Raw genomic sequence first — 17,380 nt, forward strand, 5'->3', positions numbered from 1 at the left:
TCTCAGCGAGGTAGACGATGCGATTCATCCTGACCCATCCGATGCACAGCCACCCGTACAACCCGGAACTGGTCACGGGGTCGGGCGTGGCGGCCGTCGCCGCGGCCGCCGAACGGGCAGGCTTCACGGGGTTTGGCTTCACCGATCATCCAGCGCCGACACAGCGGTGGCTAGACGCCGGGGGCCATGATGCTCTCGATCCGTTCGTCGCAATGGGGTACGCGGCCGCGGTCACGTCCACGTTGCGCTTGGTCCCCAATCTGGTTGTGCTGCCGTACCGTAACCCCTTCCTGGTCGCCAAGTCCGGTGCGACGTTGGACATCCTGTCTGGCGGCAGGTTCACACTCGCTGTCGGCGTCGGCTATCTCCAGGGTGAGTTCGCCGCGCTGGGAATCGATTTCGAGCAGCGCGCTGGATTGGTCGACGAGGCACTCGAACTCATCGGCCTGGTGTGGACCCAGGACGACGTGACATTCTCCGGTGAGCACTTTCAGGCCGCCGGGATCACCGCCCATCCGCGGCCAGTGAATCGCCCCCCGATTTGGGTGGGGGGGAATACCGACGCTGCCCGCCGTCGGGTCGTCCAATACGCCGACGGCTGGTGCCCATTCGCGGCAGCCGACGCCTTGGCCAGGCACACCAAGACCGCGGTGATGGACGCCGAGGGTGGTCTAGTCGCCGGCCTCGATGATCTTCGACGCCGATGCGATTCGGCGGGAAGGGATTTCGGGGCCATCGACGTCGCCTTCAACGGTCTTCCCGGCACGCCGGGAACATTGTCGTTCGTCGCCGATGCGTATCTGAGCGAGGTTGATCGGTTGAGTCGACTCGGCGTCACCGCCCTTACACTCACGGTTCCGGGGGACAGCGTGAACCGTGCCGTCGAGGCCATCGAGGAATTCGGCTCGTCCGTCATCGCAGCCCTGTCATCTACTACAGTTCTGGAGACCACATGAGTTTGTTCGATGCTTTCTCCTATCGCGGCAAGCGTGTGCTTGTCGTAGGCGGTGCCACCGGTATGGGCAACGCGACCGCACGATTGGCGCTCGATGCCGGCGCGGAGGTCGTCGTCATGGACTACGCGTCGTCAGATCTGGCCGGCACGACGGCGATCCACGTCAACCTGGCAGACGCGAAAAGCATCGAAGCAGCGGTGGCCGAATGCGGCGGCAGGGTGGACGCGCTGTTCGCCTGTGCGGGTGTCGCCGACGGCGAAGGTATCGAGCGCATCAACTTCCTCGGCCACCGGTATCTCATCGAGCGGCTGCGCGCCAACGACATGCTGCCGCGCGGTAGTGCCATCGCCTTCATCTCGTCGGCCGCGGGGCTGGCGTGGCGGTCGAACATGGCACAGCTGCGCGAGTTTCTCGACATCATGGACTTCGATACGGCTACGGCGTGGGCAATCGACAACAAGTGTGCGCACTACATGTTCACCAAACAGGCGGTGTGTGCCTATGTCGCCAGAGAGGCCATGGACTTCATGGCCGACGGCATCCGTATCAATGCCATCTGTCCGGGACCGACGGACACTCCGCTGGCTCAGGCCAACGCCGAGTTGTGGCTGGACTTCGGTGCTGACTACCGCGCGAAGGTAGGAGTGGGGGCGGCCACCGCAATGGAGCAGGCCTACCCTCTCTTGTTCTTGTGCAGCGATGCGGCCAGCGTCGTCAACGGCATCACGATGATCACGGATTCTGGATATCTCAGTGCCGGCATCACGGAGGCGTTCCCGGCCGGGACTCCCATGGCCAAGATGCTGCTGGACGGGTAGCCGACGTGAGTGTCGACTTTTCCGGACAGGTGGTCGTCGTCACCGGTGCCAGCGGAGGCATCGGCCGGGTACTCGCGCGACGATATGCGCGTCACGGTGCCCAGGTTGCACTGGTCGCGCGACGGTCGCACGAGCTTGCGATCACTGCGGAGAACATCGCGGATGAAGGTGGCGGCGCGTCGACCCATGTCGCAGATATCCGCGACGAGGAGTCGTGCAGAGACCTGGTTGCCGACGTCATCGCCCGTTGGGGGCGTCTCGATGTGCTGATCAACAATGCGGCCACGCCCGGCACTGATGAGGCGGTCCACGAGGCGTCGATCGCCAACTGGAACGATGTGCTGGCGACCAATCTGGTCGCCCCGATGGTGCTGTCGCGCGAGGCGCTGAGCCAGGCGATGCTGCCCGCGGGCCGGGGCAATATTCAGTTCATGTCCTCGGCGGCCGCGAGAAATGTTCAGCCGAAAAAGGCGCACTACGCGGCCGCCAAGCTGGGCTTGTCCGCGCTGTCGCAGACGATGGCGATGGAAGTGGGCTCCAACGGTATTAGGGTCAACTGTCTGATCATCGGAAGCGTCGCGGGTCAGCTCTTCGACACCTACGTCGGGCGACGGGCAGCGGCCGAGGGAGTGGATCCCAGCGTTGTGCGCCAACGGTTGGCCGGAATGAACAAGCTCAACCGGCTGGTGCAGCCTGATGAGGTCGCCGAGGTGTCCATGTGGCTGGCGTCCGACGGCGCCTCGGCGATCACCGGCCAGGACATCAATGTCACCGGAGGCTGACATGTCCGAGCCTGATGTCGCTCGACAAGTGGCGAAACTGCTGTCGATCAACGAAATTCGTGAGCTACCGTACAAATACGCCGCCGCAGTGGAATCGCGCGACGTCGACGCCATGGCCGAACTCTTCTCACCCAGTGCACGATTCGGCACCCATGGCGACGGTCCGGAAGGGTTGCGTCGTCTGATGGCGGACAGCATGACAGAAAACCTCTTCGCAGTGATTCTGGTCGCCAACCATCTGGTGGAGTTCGACGATGACGTCCACGCGCGGGGTCAGGTTTGGGCACATTGCTATGCCCAGGAACGGACGGTCGGCTTCCTGGATCAGTTGATCAAGTACGAGGACACCTATGAGCAGGTGGCCGGGCGGTGGCTCTTCACCCGCCGTCGCCATCGACTGTGGTACGGCGTTGCACATGCGCGGTCGCCGCTCGAGCAGAATGCCGCGGACTGGCCCCGAGCCCAGATCGGGGTCGGGGACATCCCACTCGCGGATCCGGAGTTCGCCGCTTGGTGGCGAACCAGGAGCAAGGACTGACTCGTGAAGTTCTTGCGCGAGCGAGAGTTCGTCGTCAACCGGTCCGCTCGAGCCATGCTGACGGTGGGAACCCTCGTCCCCAGTATGTTGGGGGCTTCCATCATCGGGGTGATGACCTCGCGCGGACTTCCCACGGGTGCGGCGCTCGGTGACCCAACGGCATTGCGGACCAACATCATCGCTGCTGCGGTCTATTGCGCGGTCGTCGTGCCGATGGCCGCCCTCTGGGGACTGTGGTGCACGACTTCACGGTCGGATGCCTCCCCGGCGGAGCGGCACACACTGCTCATGCGCATCCCCGCCTGCCTGACAGCCGGTAATGCCGCGGTCTGGACGGGGGCGGTCGTACTGCTGGTCCTCGTGAATTCCGCGAGGCCCTGGCTCGCGACGACTCTTGGTGTCTCGACGTTGTCGGGCGCGACGGTCACGGCCACGCTCACGTATTGGTGGTGCACCCGGGTGCTGCGTCCGCATGTTGCGCCAGTCCTCACCAAAAATCCTCCGGTTCAACAGCAGCGCCTGGGTCTTCGGATGCGGGCACTCGCGGCGTGGGTGGTGGGAACCGGTGTGCCCCTGCTGATGGTGTTGCTCGCCGCCGCCAGTGCGCTAGTCGTCGACTACCCGGGTGACCGACTGGCTGTCGTTGTTCTCGGATTGGGCGGTGCCGCTTTATTGAGTGGGCTTGTCGTGACGCTCTTTACCGGCGCAACGATGGCCGATCCCGTCGACGAGGTGCGCGCCGGAATGAGACGCGTCGAACGCGGTGACTATGACGTCACGGTCCCGGTGTTCGACGCATCCGAACTCGGCTTGCTGCAAGCGGGTTTCAACTCGATGGCAGAAGGGCTGCGGGAGCGAGAACGCCTGCGTGACTTGTTCGGCAGGCACGTCGGCCGAGATGTGGCACGCCTCGCCGAAGCGGGGGGCGCGCCCGCGATGGGCGGCGCAACCCACGACGTCGCGGTCATGTTCGTGGACCTGGTCGGCTCGACACGAATGGCGACGAAGATGAGTCCGCCGGACCTCGTCGCCTTATTGAACGACTTCTTCGCCGTGGTGGTTGAGATCGTGGAGCGACATCGCGGCTGGGTCAACAAGTTTCAAGGCGACGCAGTTCTGGCGATCTTCGGGGCGCCGCAGGCCCTGGACGACCACGCGGGCGCAGCCCTGGCAGCCGCGCGGGAGCTGTCGGATGCCTTGTCCGAAGGCGGCTTGCAGCTCGCCGCGGGTATCGGTGTTTCGGCCGGCCCAGCGGTCGCGGGCAATGTGGGCGATCCCCGTCGCTACGAGTACACCGTGATCGGGGATCCGGTCAATGAGGCGGCTCGATTGTCGGAATTCGCGAAATCTTCAGGCGGGGTGGCTGCTTCGGGCTCAGCGTTGAGCGCGGCCGACGCCGCCGAATCAGCTCGTTGGCGCATCGTCTCGGCAGAAGTCTTGCGCGGTCGCGACACCCCGACGGATATCGCGATTCCCGCCGCTAGTTCTTGACCTCTTTGTTTGCCATCTGATTCGCGAGGTTCTCGATGAACGCTCCGTAGCCGACGCCGCCGTGATCCGACATGACCGCGTCGTAGTCGTACTCGGGCGGTTCGCCGTTATTGGGGCGCCATCCGCTGTCGGCGGTAGACGACTTGAAGCCCTCCTCGGGGAACGCATACCAGCGTCGCGCATTGAGTTCGACGATCTTGGCGGCATCCTCGTCGGGCACACTCGCGAGCATCTCCTCTGCACGCGCTCGGCTCTTGGGCCAGAACGAGTCCGAGTGCGGGTAGTCGCACTCCCAGGTGATGTTGTCGATACCGATCTGGTGACGCATCGCCACACCGACTTCATCCTCGATGAAGCAGCCCGTGATGTTGCGGCGGAACAGTTCGGACGGCGCGATCGTCGGATGGATGTTCTGGTAGTACTTGTGCTTGCGCCAGACGTAGTCCGCACGCTCGACCAGATACGGCATCCAACCGATTCCGCCCTCGGAGAACGCGACTTTCAGGTTCGGGTGCTTGTGGAACACCGGGGAGAAGACCAACTCGATGGCGCACGCCATCGACGTCGTCCCCATCAACGTGACCATCACCGCGAACGGCGCTTCGGGTGCGGTCGACGGGGGCATGCCTCCGGAACCGAAGTGCATGACGGCCGTCATGTTGGTTTCCTCCAGGGCCGACCAGACCGGCTCCCAATGGTCGGTATGGAAGCTGGGCAGGCCGAGGTTCATCGGGTTGTCGGGCAGACCGACAGCGCGGCACCCCTTGGCGGCATTGCGTTCGATCTCCGCAACCATCAGCTGTGTGTCCCACAGCGGACTGATCATCATGGGAATGAAGCGCGCGGGATCGGTGGCGCACCACTCGTCGAGTGAGAAATCGTTCCACGCCTGAACGGACAGCAGCGCCAGGTCCTTGTCTTCAGCCTCCAGGAACACGGTCCCGCAGAACCGCGGAAACGACGGGAAGCAGAGCATCGCGTGCACGCCGTCGATGTCCATGTCGGCGAGTCGGGCCTTCGGGTCGTAGCATCCCGGGATCATGTCGTCGTAGCGCACCGGGTCGACACCGAATTCTTCTGGTGATTTCCCCGCGACGGCGTTCAGCCCGATGTTGGGATAACTGCGGCCCTCGTACACCCACTGGTGCATCGGCGGCTTGCCCTCGCGTGGGAATTCCACGATGCGGGGCCCGTCCTCCACGTACTTTTTCGGCAGCCGGTCGGTCCAGACGTGCGGGGGTTCGATCAGGTGGTCATCGACGGACAGAAGTTTCATCGACGGCTGGAGCGGCATCGCGGGTTCCTCCCATGCACGGCTGCTAGGCTTATGGAACAACTGAACATAATCTGCTTAGTTGAACTATAGCGCGTACCACGAGGAAGAGCGAATATGGACCCGAGCGAGCGTATCCCCAAGGACGACTGGGTCGATCAGGACCTCCTCACGCGTGATGAGGCGGCCGGCAGGCTGGTCGACGAGATCGCAGAGGTTTCCAAGAAGATCGAGGCTGGTGAGGGCGACGAGTTGATGGAGCGCCGACTGGCCGGCATGAAGGAAGCGCTCAAGCACTACCGCGAGCGCTGAGCGGTCAGGAAGCTTCGCACGTGGGTAGTTCGGCCAGCGGCGCGACATGACCGATCCGGCCGCCGGGCAGCAGGGGCTCGAGCAGCAGCAATTGCCGCATGACCCGACGATGGAGGAGCGGGATGAGCTCCGCGTCGCGTTCAGGCCCGGCGTGCAGGATGAACGTTTCGAGTGCTTCGTCGGCAGCGCGGCGATCAGTCGATTCCAGCTCGAGGGTTGCCTCGATGTCGGCCAGATCCGCACGATCAATCGCTGCGCCGAACTCGCTCACGCGATGGCAGAACCGCGCCACTTTCGCCACGGCACCGCGTTGATACTCGGCGATGCCGGGGTCCGCGTCGAGAGATTCCACCATCGTCGCCAACCCGCCGATCACTCCGTCGTACGACGACCGGACGGGCTCGGGTAGCGACACCGGGGCGAGTTCGACATCTGACAGTCGCGCGATGGACTCGATCGCGTGCAGCGAAAGCTGGTGGAACCACTCGATGTACTGGACGATGTCGGTCAGCGGGAGGTCCATGTGAAGGACCAGCGCGACCCCGAGGGGTGTGCAGAGCGCGAACTTCGCGGTGTGGAACTCGATGGATCTCAGATCAAGTGGCTCGCCGGAAACCTCCGCGTAGCGTCGCAGCACTCGGCCCAGGTCACCCATGGGTTCGGTCACGTTCCGTAATCGCAAGCCCGCCAGGTCGTGGGAGATGTCGCCGATGTGTGCCAACTCGACGTCGAGCAGCCCGGTGATCCGCTCATCGGCGAACATGAATTGTCCGGTGTCGCCGAGGACGAACTGTGGTGTGGACCTGTGTGTAGGCGGATTCCTCCTGAGCCACCCGATCGCGAACTCCAGCAACGGTTCCGGTCGCTGTTTGAAGGATCGATACCGATCCACGAAGGTCTCGAAATAGTCGAGTGCGATTGCGTGCGCTCCGGTGGGAACGCGTAAGCCGATGTCGGTGAAGGCGGCAGGATCGATGCGGTGCGCCCGAACGAGTGCGTCGACATAATCGTCCATGACGGCGTCGATTTCGGAAGCATCGGCAGCGCTGCCGAGGTCAGCTTCGCCGGGCAGCCAATCCATCACTACCGCGGCACCGTCGGCGATGACCCCGTGGATGTGTGGCACCGGAATGCCATGGCTTTCCATCTCCCGCAAGATCGCCGCCTCGGCGTCGACAGAGGCGAATCCGAACCCTTCCCGGTTGCCGCGGACATACAGGCGAACGGGTTGGCTGTTGCGTTCAGCGGTGACGAACCACGCTGGGCGCCAACGCTGTTGGCGTTCGATGGAGCGGATCGGACCCACCATCGCAGAAATCCATTCCACGACCGCATCGCCAATGTCATCCGCCACGAGTCCCTCAGCTCATTTGCGGGGTAGGCCCAGCACGCGTTGCGCGACGATGTTGCGCTGGATCTGGGCGGTTCCTCCGTAGATGCCCGCGGCACGCGACCATACGTACACGTCCCATTCCAGGCCTTCTCGCAAGACGGGACCGCTCGCCCGCAGATCCATCATCGTGTGCCCGAACGTCTGGTCTGCCCTGGCCATCAGCAGTTTGTCCACCGAGCCTTCTGCGCCGGGCAGTGCGCCTTTTACCCGGTCGGTGAGTGAACGCTGCACCTTGACCTGGAGAGCCCGGAGTTCGGTGTACGCCTCGCCGAGCCGAGCGCGGGCCGCGGGCGTGTCGGCGAGCCGACCCGATCGCACGTCGTCCTCGAGTGCCCGCAGTTGTAATGCGAGCCTGCTGATCCAGTTGATATCGCTCGGGCCCCGTTCGTAGGCCAGCAATTGGTTGGCGATCGACCAGCCTTGGCCGCGCTCGCCCAGCAAGTTCTCGGCGGGTACGTCGACGTCGGTGAACGTGACCTCGGCGAACTCCTTGTTGCGCGCGGCGTTCACGATCGGCGCGACGTCGATGCCGGCGGTGGTCATGGGCACCAGCAGGACCGAGATGCCCGCGTGTTTGGCGGCGTCGGGTTCGGTGCGACACAGCAGGAAGCACCAGTCGGCTACCGCGGCGAAGCTGGTCCAGATCTTGCGGCCGTTGATGCGGAAGACCGGTCGGCCGTCGACCTCGATCGCCTCCGCCTTGGTCTTGAGACTGGCAAGGTCTGATCCGGCCTCGGGCTCACTAAACCCTTGGCACCAACGCACCGCACCCGACAACAGCCCCTGCAGTAGATCGGCGCGTTGTTGCTCGGACCCGAAGAGCCGCAATGCGTTCGACAGATGGCCGACACCTTCGATCGGCGGTGCGCCTGCGCGTCCCAGCTCGTCGTTGAGGATTGCCTCGTAGATGGGTGAGAGCCCGTGGCCGCCGTACTCGGTCGGGAACGACAGGCCGATGTAGCCGGCTTCGTAGAGGGTCTGATGCCAGGCATTGGCGGCGTCAGCCCGTGCGCTGGGGTCCTCCGGGATCGCGGCGGCTGCGGCGTTGTCGTGGAGCCAGGTGCGCAGCCGCGCGCGGAATTCGGCTTCGTCTTGAGTGTCGGTGAAATCCATGGTTCTCCGGGTGCTCGCGGAATCTAACCCAGGTCCGGATCGGTCAGCCGCATGTCGGCGATCGCCTGGTATTGGTCACTTTCATCACCGAACAGCCTGCGATTCAACAGTGTTCGGCGAAGGCGCAGATGTGCGACGTGCTCCCAGGTTATGGAGATGCCACCGAGAACCTGCATGGCCGCCTCGACGACGTCGCGACCTGCGGCAGATGCATAGGCCTTGGCTGTGCGCGCCGCGAGCAAGGCCTCGCGCGGTGCCAGGTGGTCGACCGCCCATGCCGCGTGCCAGAGACAGCTACGAGCTCCCTCGAGGCGGACGAGCGAGTCGGCCAGAATGTGCTGGACGGCCTGAAAGGTTCCGATCTTGACGCCGAACTGCACGCGTTCGCCTGCGTAGCCGACGGCGTCATCGAGCGCCCCCGTCATCACCCCGATCAGGTCGGCGGCGACGGCGGTCAGCGCCATCGCCATGGCGGAGTCCCACCGGCGTGCGTCGATTGGATCTCCCACCGACGTGGTGGCGCCGAGATCGGAGGCGGATAGGGGACTGATCGACCGCGTCAAATCCAGGCCTTCACGCCCCGATGCAGTATCGATGGCGGCGTAGACCAAGCGCCGGCGATTTCCATCGGAAAGAGCCAAGAGCGCATGGGTGGCGCCTGCGGAGTCAAGGACTACACCGCGGTCTTCGGAATCGGCGAATCCGGACAGGTCGTCCTTCAACACCGGCGCCATGCGCAGAGCGCCCTCGGCCACCAGGTCGACTTCCTTTTCCGCACCGGCGGCGTAGAGCAGTTCGGTGGCCAGGACCGCCTGTCCGAGCGCGGGTAGCGCGCTCAAGCTGCGCCCCAATTCCTCGATGGATAGCGCCGTCTCGACGCCGCTGGCCTCCAGCCCGCATGTCGCGGGCGCGCGAAACGCGGGCACGCCGACCTCGACGAGGCGCTCCCACTGCGTGTCCAGACGGTCATCCGACGCGATGTCATCGGGACCTGATGTGGCGGTGGTGTCAGCCAATCGCCTCATCGTCTCGCGCAGCAGCTCTTGCTCGTCTGTCAGCCCGATGAACATCGTTCGATGCCTATCCGTCCTCGCGCAGCGTCAGCGCGATCTTCGGGCAGAGCTGAACGGCCTGCCGAACGTCGGCCTCCCGGTCGGCGGGTATCTCGTCGACGGTCACCACGGCAAGGTCCTCGTTGTCGAGTTCGAAGATGTCAGGGGCTATGCCGACGCAGACGGCGTTGGACTCACAGAGGTCGCGATCCACGTCTACCCGCATCCTCTACCCCTTCCCGACGACAGGCATCAACGGTCTGCCATGATAATGGATGATAGAACGAATATTGTTCAACTGTTACACACCGGAGGATTGCCCATGGCCCGCCTTGACAAGCGAAACGTATTGGTCACCGGCGGTGCTCAGGGGCTCGGGCGCGCGATCTCGCGGCGGCTGGCTGCCGAGGGCGCACACGTGACGATCGTCGATCTCAATGCCGACAAGGCGGCCGAGTGCGTCGAACTCATCGGAAAAGACGGCGCCACGGCGAAGTTCGTCCAGGCCAACGTCGCCAAACGCGAGGAGATTGCCGCCGCGGTGGAGGCCGCCGCCGTCGACGGTGCGTTGCACGTGCTGGTCAACGCCGCGCAGTACTTCGCCATGCCCAAGGCGCTCGAACTCGTCAGCGACAAGGACTGGGAGCTGTCGGAGGCGACGGGTCCACGCGCGACGTTCCGCTTCATGCAGCTCGCGCACCCGTACCTCAAGGCGGCGGAGAAGTCGTCGGTGATCAACTTCGTGTCCGGCTCCGCGCTGGGTGGCATCGCCTACACGGCACCGTATTCGGCGGCGAAGGGAGCCATCGGGGCGCTGACCAAAGTGGCGGCCAACGAATGGGCCGCGCACGGCATTCGCGTCAACGCCGTATGCCCGTTCGCGCTGACCGATGTGCAGCGCGACATGATCGGCACCGAGTGGGACAACTACACGCGTACCGCCGAGGCGTCACCGATGAAACGCGGCGCTGACCCCGACGCCGAGATCGCGCCTGCGGTGGCCTTCCTGGCCAGCGACGATTCATCCTTTGTCACCGGAACCGTGCTGCACATCGACGGCGGGATGACCGAGTTGTCCACCGTCGACTATTCGAAGTCGCCCGGCGTGTTCAAATAGCCAGCGCCACGGTGGCTTCACCCGGTGTTGTGCTCGTGCCGTTCTGGTCGATGACGTCGACTTTGAGGTGCACCAACGCGAGACCGTCGACGATTTCCTTGCCCATGACCTCGCCGACCGCGCGCAACTCGTCACCCTTCTGGTTCATGCTCCGGTACTTCGCGTTCAGCGATCGGATTTCGCCGTCGTCGCCGATCCACTGCCGCAGCATGTTGACCAGGTAGGCCAATCGCAGGTTGCCCATCCCGAACGCGCCCTTCTCGTTACCTGCGGCCCTGCCGGCCTCGTCGTCCATGTGAATGGGGATGAACTCGTCGTTGACGGCCGCATAGCGGTTCCACTCGGCGAAGCCCGTGGTTCGGACGAACTCCGGGAGTCGGTCACCGATGTTGATCGACTCGAAAACGGGCGAATTCGATTCAGTCACAATGCGATCCCCAATACCTTGGTATCGAGATACTCGGTGATACCCGCACGAGCACCCTCACGGCCGAGCCCGCTTTCCTTGATGCCGCCAAACGGCACCGCGGCCGAGATCGGGTTGATGTCGTTGATGCCGATCATGCCGAAGTCCAGCGCTTCGGCGACCCGGATCGCGCGACCGATATCCCGCGTGTAGATGTATCCGGCGAGTCCGTAGCTGGTGGAGTTGGCCATCTCGATGGCCTCGGCTTCGTCGTCGAAGACCAGGACCGGGGCGATGGGACCGAATGTTTCTTCCGAGCAGATCACCATGTTCGGGGTGACCTCGGACAGGATGGTCGGCGCGAAGAAGTGACCACCGTCGAACGTGTCACCAGTCAGTTGCGTACCTCCGAGCATCAGCGTGGCGCCCTTGGCGACCGCATCGTCGACCTGGCGGGTCATCTTGCTCAGGGCCGTCTCGTCGATGAGGGGGCCAACTGTCGTTCCCTTCGCCAATCCGTCTCCGGGAACAAGCTTTTCCACTCGCTGCCGCAACGTCTCGAGAAACGGCGCGACGATCGAGCGGTGCACGATGAACCGGTTGGGGCAAATGCATGCCTGGCCCGTGTTGAGGAATTTCACGAGTGCTGCGCCCTTGGCGGCGTGCTCGGGGTCGGCGTCGTCGAACACGAGAAACGGTGCGTGCCCACCGAGTTCCATCGACACCCGCTTCATCGTGGCACCCGCGCGCGCAGCGATCATCTTCCCGATCTCGGTCGAGCCGGTGAAACTGATCTTTCGAACCTGTGGGTCCGACATGATCTCCTCGGCCACCGGTTCTGGATCCGAACACGTCACCAGGTTGACCACACCGGCGGGCACACCGGCGTCTTCGAAAACGCGAAACGTCTCGATCGCGCACAACGGCGTCTGCTCGGCCGGTTTGAGCACCGACGTGCAGCCAGCGGCCAACGCGGGAGCAACCTTCCGGGTGATCATCGAAATCGGGTAGTTCCACGGTGTGATCGCCGCGCACACCCCGACCGGCTGCTGTAACACCAGGAAGCGCTGATCCGCGCGTGACGATGGAATCACCTCGCCGTAAACACGTTTGGCCTCCTCGGCGAACCACAGCAGAAAGTCGGCGGCGTAGCCGACCTCGGTGCGAGCCATCCGCAGCGGCTTGCCCTGCTCCTTCGTCATCAGGGTCGCCAGCTCGTCCTGGCGTTCCAGCATGATTCGGTGCGCCGCAACCAGGATGTCTGCCCGCTCGTAGGCGGGCTTCGGCGCGGCCGCCGTCGGCGACGGTGTCCAGCACCGCGCCGGTCGCGGGGTTGATGCTCGAGAAAGTCATGCCGGACGAGGCGGATTGCCACTTCCCATCGATGTACACGGCTGCCTCTCAGTATCGGATCAGGGTGTCGATGCGAGTGCGGACGACCTCGCCTCGCTGATTGCGCAGTTCGCGTTCCAGTTGCACATAGAGCATCTGACCTAGTCGCCCCCCACGTTCGGTGGCGTCCTTGATCCGCCACCGCCCGGTGATCACGTCACCCGGTCGCATCGGCTCACCGAACGCGAACTCCACTCCGCCGTTGAGGACATGTTGCCCAGGCTCGCCGGGCTGGGGAAGTGCGTATTGCGCGGGTCCGGCATCGGGGGGCTGTATGGGCCACGCGAACGGATTGAAGTCGTCGGGAGCGATGACGCCACCCCATCGAGTGGTGCGAGCATAGTCCTCGTCCCAGAACAACCGCGGCGGCTCATGTGGCCAGTAAGTGGCGATCGCCCACCGGCGGATGTCCGAGGAATCGATGGGGAACGCCGGAGCGTCCTGCTCGTGCCAGACGCCGATCGCGGCGCGCAAGCGGTCGGTGATCAGGGTCATTGTCGTGTCCCACCTCGTTGCACATCCTTGAAGGGAACGCCCCGATCTGCGGCATACTCGCGCGGAAAGTCCAGCACGCGTTCAGCAATGATGTTGCGTGCGATCTCCGTCGTGCCGCCACCGATGCACACGGTCTGCCGAGACAGGTACTTCCGCCCGATCGCCAGGAGGTCCTCGTTTGCCGCACCCACCACTGCCCCCGGGCCGGCCAGCGCCACAGCGGCATCCAGATTCAGGTTCTCGCAGAGTGCGTAGTACAGGCGGGTGATAGAGCCTGACGCAGGCGGCATCAGCCCGGTGGAAACACCGTGAAAGACGCTCTCGCCCAGCGCTTTCTCGACGAGGCGGTGCGCCAGCGCACGCCCCGCCAGCCGCCGCGCCCACCGATCGCCGGACTGACCGGTGGCATGCACCAGAGCTACGAGATCGAAAGCGCCATCACGTCTTTCCTCGGAGGCGCCACAATTTGCGTACTCGGAGCCCTTCGCCACTGCGCGACGCTCGTGGAACAACTGCCTGGAGGCGACGGCCCAGCCTCCTCCGACCTCGCCGACCACGTGCTCGTCGGACAATTCCACGTCGTCGAAGAACTCTTCGCAGAACTCAGCGGACCCGTTGACCTGACGGATCCGTCGCAGGGTCAGCCCCGGGGACTTCAGCGGCACCAGGAACATCGTCAGCCCCTCGTGCTTGGGCACATCCCAGTTCGTGCGCACCAGACACAGGCCGAAATCTGCGGCGAACGCACTGCTGCTCCAGGTTTTGGCGCCGTTGAGAATTCACTCGTCGCCGGCTCGGTCTGCGCGGGTCGTGACACCCGCCAGATCGGATCCGCCGCCCGGCTCCGACAACAGTTGACACAACACCTCCTCACCGCGCAGCGCCGCCGCGATCCGCGTGCGCTTCTGGTCCTCGGTGCCGGCGTCGAGCAGGGTTGCGCTGCAGATCGTCAGGCTTGGAATGTTCAGTACCAGCGGCATCTCGTAGGGTTCGGCGACCGCGTTGAACGCGGCCTGGTACGCGTAGTCCAAGCCCAACCCGCCATACTCCGTCGGAAAGCAGATGCCTGCGAATCCGCCGTCATAGAGCCGACGTTGGAGCTCTCGTGCCCGCTGCCAAGTCCTCTCCTCGGCGCGATCCAGCAGGGGCGGGGTGTTGGCGGTCAGCGGCGGCATGTTGTCCGCGAGCCAGTCGCGTGCTCGGTCGGCGAACTCGGTGGGAGTCTGGTTCATCGCGTGGCAGCCAGTTCATCCGACAGCACGAATACGTTCTCCTGGTGTTCCTCGGTAGTGCCGTAAAGAGTCCGATTGAGTTCCACCCGCCGCAGGAAGACGTGCAGGTCGTGCTCCCACGTCACGCCGATACCGCCATGGAGCTGGACACAGTCCTGCACGATGGCGGCCGAGTACTCGCCGACGTAGGCCTTGGCGGCGCTGACGCTCAACGCCGCGGTTAGGCTGCGATCACCGACGTCGCGTACCGCGGTGGTGACGATCGCGCGGCACGCCTCCAGCTGCATCTTCATGTCGGCGAACCGGTGTTTGAGCGCCTGATAGGAGGCCAGCGGCCGCCCGAAGCTGTGTCGCTCCCGGGCCCACTCCACGGTCCTGGCGAACACCGCATCGAGGATTCCGATCATCTCGCACGTTTGAAGCAGCTGCGCAATCTGGGACTGACGCGCAATGAGATTCGGTGTCTCGTGCGGGGTTCCGACGACCTTGTCCGCATCAACCTCGACTCCGGTGAATCGAACGGTCGCGTAGTCGCGCACCAGATCGATCGACGGCACCGGCTCGACCGTGACGCCCGGAGCATCGGCGGGCACCACCACCTGGATCGTCTGATCGTCGGCACGGCCCGTCACGAGGTAGTAGTCACAGCCGTTGCCCGCCTCGACGCGATCCTTGATTCCGTCGATCCGGTATCCGTTCGTCGACTTCGTCACGACGGTTGTGGGATCTGCGCCGAACCGCGCACCGCGTTCGTCCACCGCCCATGCGATGACGGCCGCACCTTCGACCAATGTGGCGATCATGTCAGCGTGCTGCGTGCTGTTGCTCGCGTCGATCAAACCGGCCAGAGCCGCGCTGACCGGAATCAGCGGTCCGGGCGCGACGGTGCGGCCGATCTGCTCGGCGACCGAAGCCAGGTCGCCCACACCATTGCCGGACACGCTGCCGCCGCCGAGTTCGTCGGGCACCAGCAGACTGGTCCAGCCCAGTTCGGCGGCTTTTCGCCACCAGTCGCGGTCGTAAGTGTCACCTCGTCTGTGCATCTCACGGACGTGCTCGATCGACGCGTCGCGGTCGAGGAACGCGCGGGTGGTCGACAGAAAAAGGTCGACCTCGGCAGCCGCACGCGTCATCTCGGCCTCTCTCCGCACGGTTGGCAGGTGTTATCAGTTAGACAATATATGTCATAGTGTTCTGGCCCCATCGTGTGTTCAGCTCCAGGAGGGCCTGCTGTGCCGTTGCCAGTCGAGGATGTCGTCGAGATCGAGCGGTTGGTCAGCCGATACAACTTCGCGTTCGATCGCCGCGACGCAGAGGGATTTGCTCACTGCTTCACCGCTGACGGCAGTTTTTTCCTCGGTGATGACGAACAGACCCGCGGACACGACGGGCTGGCGGCCTACGTCGCCGCTACGGCGGTGTCCGGCCAGCTTCGCCACGTCACCACGTCGGTGTTGGCTGAAGGGGACGGCACGTCGGCGACCAGCCAGGCGTACTGCACCGTGTTCGTCTCGAACCCGGGCGGGGGATATCAGGTGATCGCGCAGGGGATCTACCGAGACGAGCTGACGAAAAATGCGGACGGATGGCGCTTCTGCAAACGCAGGTTCGACCAGGACCCGGCTTGAGTGAGGATTGATGTCGTGATCGCAGTGGGCAAGCAGTGGCACGTGAACCACATCGTCGACGACTATCGGACCATCACCCAGTGGTACCGCGACGTGTTCGGAGCGGTCGACGTTTTCACCGACGAGTGGCTGGACGCCGAGAAGCGCTGGGCGTCCATGGTCGCCATCGCCGATCTGGCCGTCGACGTCATGGAGCCCACCGCCGAGGGTGCAGATCTACCGCTCGGAAAGTTCTTGACGCGGTTCGGCAGGCACTTCCACGCCTCTGCGTACTTCGTGGACGGCCCGCCGACCGAGATCTTCGATGCGCTGACCGCCCTGGGCGTGCGGTGCTTCGGGCTGGCAGGCGCCGGCCGCGACGTCATGGTCGAGAAACCGATGAGTCCGGTGTTCACCCACCCCAGGGATACCGCGGGCCAGCTCGAGTTCATGCCTTTTTCGACTGCTCGACCGGGACCGCTCGGAGTCCCGGGGCGATGGGAGGACCCGCGCTTCGTCGACGGGTGGAGCAATGAACCGTGGCGCATGCATCCGCTGGCGATCACTGGTTGGCGGGTCGGCGTGGTGGTTCGTGATCTCGATCGCGCCACCGACATCTATCGCGCACTCGGGGCCGACGTCGTCGCGAAGGACGACGGGAAACACGCAGAGCGCAACCGACTCGAACTCGGTGCGAATACGACGATCGACCTGATCAAGCCGCTGACCGAGGATTCGGTGGCAGGCAGGGATCTGGCCCGTAACGGCGAGATCATGCATTCGTGCATCTTCGAGACTGCTGATCTCGCCGCGGCGGAGGCCCACCTTGTTGCCCATGACATCGTCATCGCCGAGCACGACGGCGATCGATTGATCACCGATCCAGCGAGCTGTTACGGCGCGGTGTTCGAGTTCGTCGCCGCGGAACGAGGGTGACGGTGACCGCGGTGCCAACGTCTCTGGATGCCACGTTGCGTCCGCTGTGCCACGTCACCTACGAGCTCGCCGAACCGATCGCGATCTCGACGGGACCGTCGGGAAGCCGGACGATCGGTGAGATCACCAGCGCACGTTACGAGGGCGAGCGGTTGCAAGCATCCCTCAAAGGTCGTGCGGCCGCCGACTGGGCATTCGTCGAGCCGTCCGGGCGGGTCCTCGTCGATGCCAGGCTCACGCTCGAAACTGACGATGGCGCAACGATTCTGGTCACCTATACCGGACGGATGAATGCCGCCACCGCGGGGGTCTACTCTGCGATGTACTTCGAAACCGGTGACCCGCGGTACGAGTGGTTGACCCGAATACTCGGCGTTGCCAAGGGATCCTTCGCGGGTGAGAGTCTGGAATACGAGGTCTACGAAGTCGTGTGACCGATGGGAGCGACCTGCGTGGCAGGTGAGTCG

General features: G+C 64.3%; 19 protein-coding genes and 1 pseudogene. 10 read left to right on the forward strand and 10 right to left on the reverse strand.

From position 1 onward, the window contains the following. The first annotated feature begins 17 nt into the window (after window positions 1–17). From G6N36_RS25230 to G6N36_RS25250, 5 genes are read left to right on the forward strand one after another with little or no spacing between them, the layout of a single operon-like run. Complete coding sequence (locus G6N36_RS25230) at window positions 18–956, forward strand: LLM class F420-dependent oxidoreductase (protein WP_163689473.1); 939 nt, start codon at window positions 18–20, stop codon at window positions 954–956. Continuing rightward, a complete protein-coding gene (locus G6N36_RS25235; RefSeq protein ID WP_163689474.1) occupies window positions 953–1,774 on the forward strand; it encodes an SDR family oxidoreductase in 822 nt (273 codons plus the stop codon). The genes G6N36_RS25230 and G6N36_RS25235 overlap by 4 nt, the downstream gene beginning before the upstream one ends. 5 nt (window positions 1,775–1,779) lie before the next feature. Continuing rightward, complete coding sequence (locus G6N36_RS25240) at window positions 1,780–2,556, forward strand: SDR family NAD(P)-dependent oxidoreductase (protein WP_235690166.1); 777 nt, start codon at window positions 1,780–1,782, stop codon at window positions 2,554–2,556. 1 nt (window position 2,557) lies between these two features. Further along, window positions 2,558–3,094: a nuclear transport factor 2 family protein gene (locus tag G6N36_RS25245; protein WP_163689475.1), complete on the forward strand. Its 537-nt coding sequence runs from the start codon at window positions 2,558–2,560 to the stop codon at window positions 3,092–3,094. A gap of 3 nt (window positions 3,095–3,097) precedes the next feature. Beyond that, window positions 3,098–4,585, forward strand: a complete 1,488-nt coding sequence (locus tag G6N36_RS25250) for an adenylate/guanylate cyclase domain-containing protein (RefSeq protein ID WP_163689476.1) — start codon at window positions 3,098–3,100, stop codon at window positions 4,583–4,585. On the opposite strand, the gene G6N36_RS25255 is transcribed toward G6N36_RS25250, so the two are convergent. Continuing rightward, window positions 4,575–5,879, reverse strand: coding sequence for an amidohydrolase family protein (locus G6N36_RS25255; protein ID WP_163689477.1), 1,305 nt, complete (start codon window positions 5,877–5,879; stop codon window positions 4,575–4,577). The two genes, G6N36_RS25250 and G6N36_RS25255, sit on opposite strands and share 11 nt — an antisense overlap. Window positions 5,880–5,975: 96 nt before the next feature. Between G6N36_RS25255 and G6N36_RS25260 the strand changes: the two genes are divergently transcribed. Then, window positions 5,976–6,170 carry a hypothetical protein gene (locus tag G6N36_RS25260; protein WP_163689478.1) on the forward strand — a complete coding sequence of 65 codons (195 nt, stop codon included), beginning with the start codon at window positions 5,976–5,978 and terminating at the stop codon, window positions 6,168–6,170. Between the two features lie 4 nt (window positions 6,171–6,174). Here G6N36_RS25260 and G6N36_RS25265 read toward each other — a convergent pair whose 3' ends face one another. From G6N36_RS25265 to G6N36_RS25280, 4 genes are read right to left on the reverse strand one after another with little or no spacing between them, the layout of a single operon-like run. Then, window positions 6,175–7,524: a phosphotransferase gene (locus G6N36_RS25265; protein ID WP_163689479.1), complete on the reverse strand. Its 1,350-nt coding sequence runs from the start codon at window positions 7,522–7,524 to the stop codon at window positions 6,175–6,177. Between the two features lie 12 nt (window positions 7,525–7,536). Next, complete coding sequence (locus tag G6N36_RS25270) at window positions 7,537–8,676, reverse strand: acyl-CoA dehydrogenase family protein (RefSeq protein ID WP_163689480.1); 1,140 nt, start codon at window positions 8,674–8,676, stop codon at window positions 7,537–7,539. A 23-nt stretch (window positions 8,677–8,699) separates the two neighbouring features. Then, on the reverse strand, window positions 8,700–9,746 hold the full coding sequence (locus tag G6N36_RS25275) for an acyl-CoA dehydrogenase family protein (protein ID WP_163689481.1): 1,047 nt from the start codon (window positions 9,744–9,746) through the stop codon (window positions 8,700–8,702). Between the two features lie 10 nt (window positions 9,747–9,756). Beyond that, complete coding sequence (locus G6N36_RS25280; protein ID WP_163689482.1) at window positions 9,757–9,954, reverse strand: ferredoxin; 198 nt, start codon at window positions 9,952–9,954, stop codon at window positions 9,757–9,759. A 96-nt stretch (window positions 9,955–10,050) separates the two neighbouring features. Here G6N36_RS25280 and G6N36_RS25285 point away from each other — a divergent pair, with 96 nt between their 5' ends. Continuing rightward, window positions 10,051–10,845, forward strand: a complete 795-nt coding sequence (locus G6N36_RS25285) for an SDR family NAD(P)-dependent oxidoreductase (protein WP_163689483.1) — start codon at window positions 10,051–10,053, stop codon at window positions 10,843–10,845. Here G6N36_RS25285 and G6N36_RS25290 read toward each other — a convergent pair. The 5 genes and pseudogenes from G6N36_RS25290 to G6N36_RS25310 all read right to left on the reverse strand — a co-directional run bounded on the left by G6N36_RS25290 (window position 10,838) and on the right by G6N36_RS25310 (window position 15,503). Further along, complete coding sequence (locus G6N36_RS25290) at window positions 10,838–11,272, reverse strand: MaoC/PaaZ C-terminal domain-containing protein (protein ID WP_163689484.1); 435 nt, start codon at window positions 11,270–11,272, stop codon at window positions 10,838–10,840. The genes G6N36_RS25285 and G6N36_RS25290 overlap by 8 nt on opposite strands. Continuing rightward, window positions 11,269–12,486: an NAD-dependent succinate-semialdehyde dehydrogenase gene (locus tag G6N36_RS25295; RefSeq protein WP_235690167.1), complete on the reverse strand. Its 1,218-nt coding sequence runs from the start codon at window positions 12,484–12,486 to the stop codon at window positions 11,269–11,271. The genes G6N36_RS25290 and G6N36_RS25295 overlap by 4 nt, the downstream gene beginning before the upstream one ends. 166 nt (window positions 12,487–12,652) lie before the next feature. Continuing rightward, window positions 12,653–13,138: an FAS1-like dehydratase domain-containing protein gene (locus tag G6N36_RS25300; RefSeq protein ID WP_163689485.1), complete on the reverse strand. Its 486-nt coding sequence runs from the start codon at window positions 13,136–13,138 to the stop codon at window positions 12,653–12,655. Then, window positions 13,135–14,370, reverse strand: a pseudogene (locus G6N36_RS25305) (acyl-CoA dehydrogenase family protein). Before G6N36_RS25305 ends, G6N36_RS25300 begins: the two are co-directional and overlap by 4 nt. Next, complete coding sequence (locus G6N36_RS25310) at window positions 14,367–15,503, reverse strand: acyl-CoA dehydrogenase family protein (RefSeq protein ID WP_163689486.1); 1,137 nt, start codon at window positions 15,501–15,503, stop codon at window positions 14,367–14,369. The pseudogene G6N36_RS25305 and the gene G6N36_RS25310 overlap by 4 nt, the downstream one beginning before the upstream one ends. Before the next feature lie 99 nt (window positions 15,504–15,602). Here G6N36_RS25310 and G6N36_RS25315 point away from each other — a divergent pair, with 99 nt between their 5' ends. Genes G6N36_RS25315 through G6N36_RS25325 form a run of 3 tightly spaced genes read left to right on the forward strand, consistent with a single transcriptional unit; the run spans window position 15,603 to window position 17,347 of the window. Then, window positions 15,603–15,998, forward strand: a complete 396-nt coding sequence (locus tag G6N36_RS25315) for a nuclear transport factor 2 family protein (protein ID WP_163689487.1) — start codon at window positions 15,603–15,605, stop codon at window positions 15,996–15,998. Between the two features lie 15 nt (window positions 15,999–16,013). After that, window positions 16,014–16,913, forward strand: coding sequence for a VOC family protein (locus tag G6N36_RS25320; RefSeq protein ID WP_163689488.1), 900 nt, complete (start codon window positions 16,014–16,016; stop codon window positions 16,911–16,913). Window positions 16,914–16,924: 11 nt separating this feature from the next. Next, on the forward strand, window positions 16,925–17,347 hold the full coding sequence (locus G6N36_RS25325) for a DUF3237 domain-containing protein (protein ID WP_163689489.1): 423 nt from the start codon (window positions 16,925–16,927) through the stop codon (window positions 17,345–17,347). Window positions 17,348–17,380: the final 33 nt, after the last annotated feature.

The organism is Mycolicibacterium gadium, assembly GCF_010728925.1.
GTDB lineage: Bacteria > Actinomycetota > Actinomycetes > Mycobacteriales > Mycobacteriaceae > Mycobacterium > Mycobacterium gadium.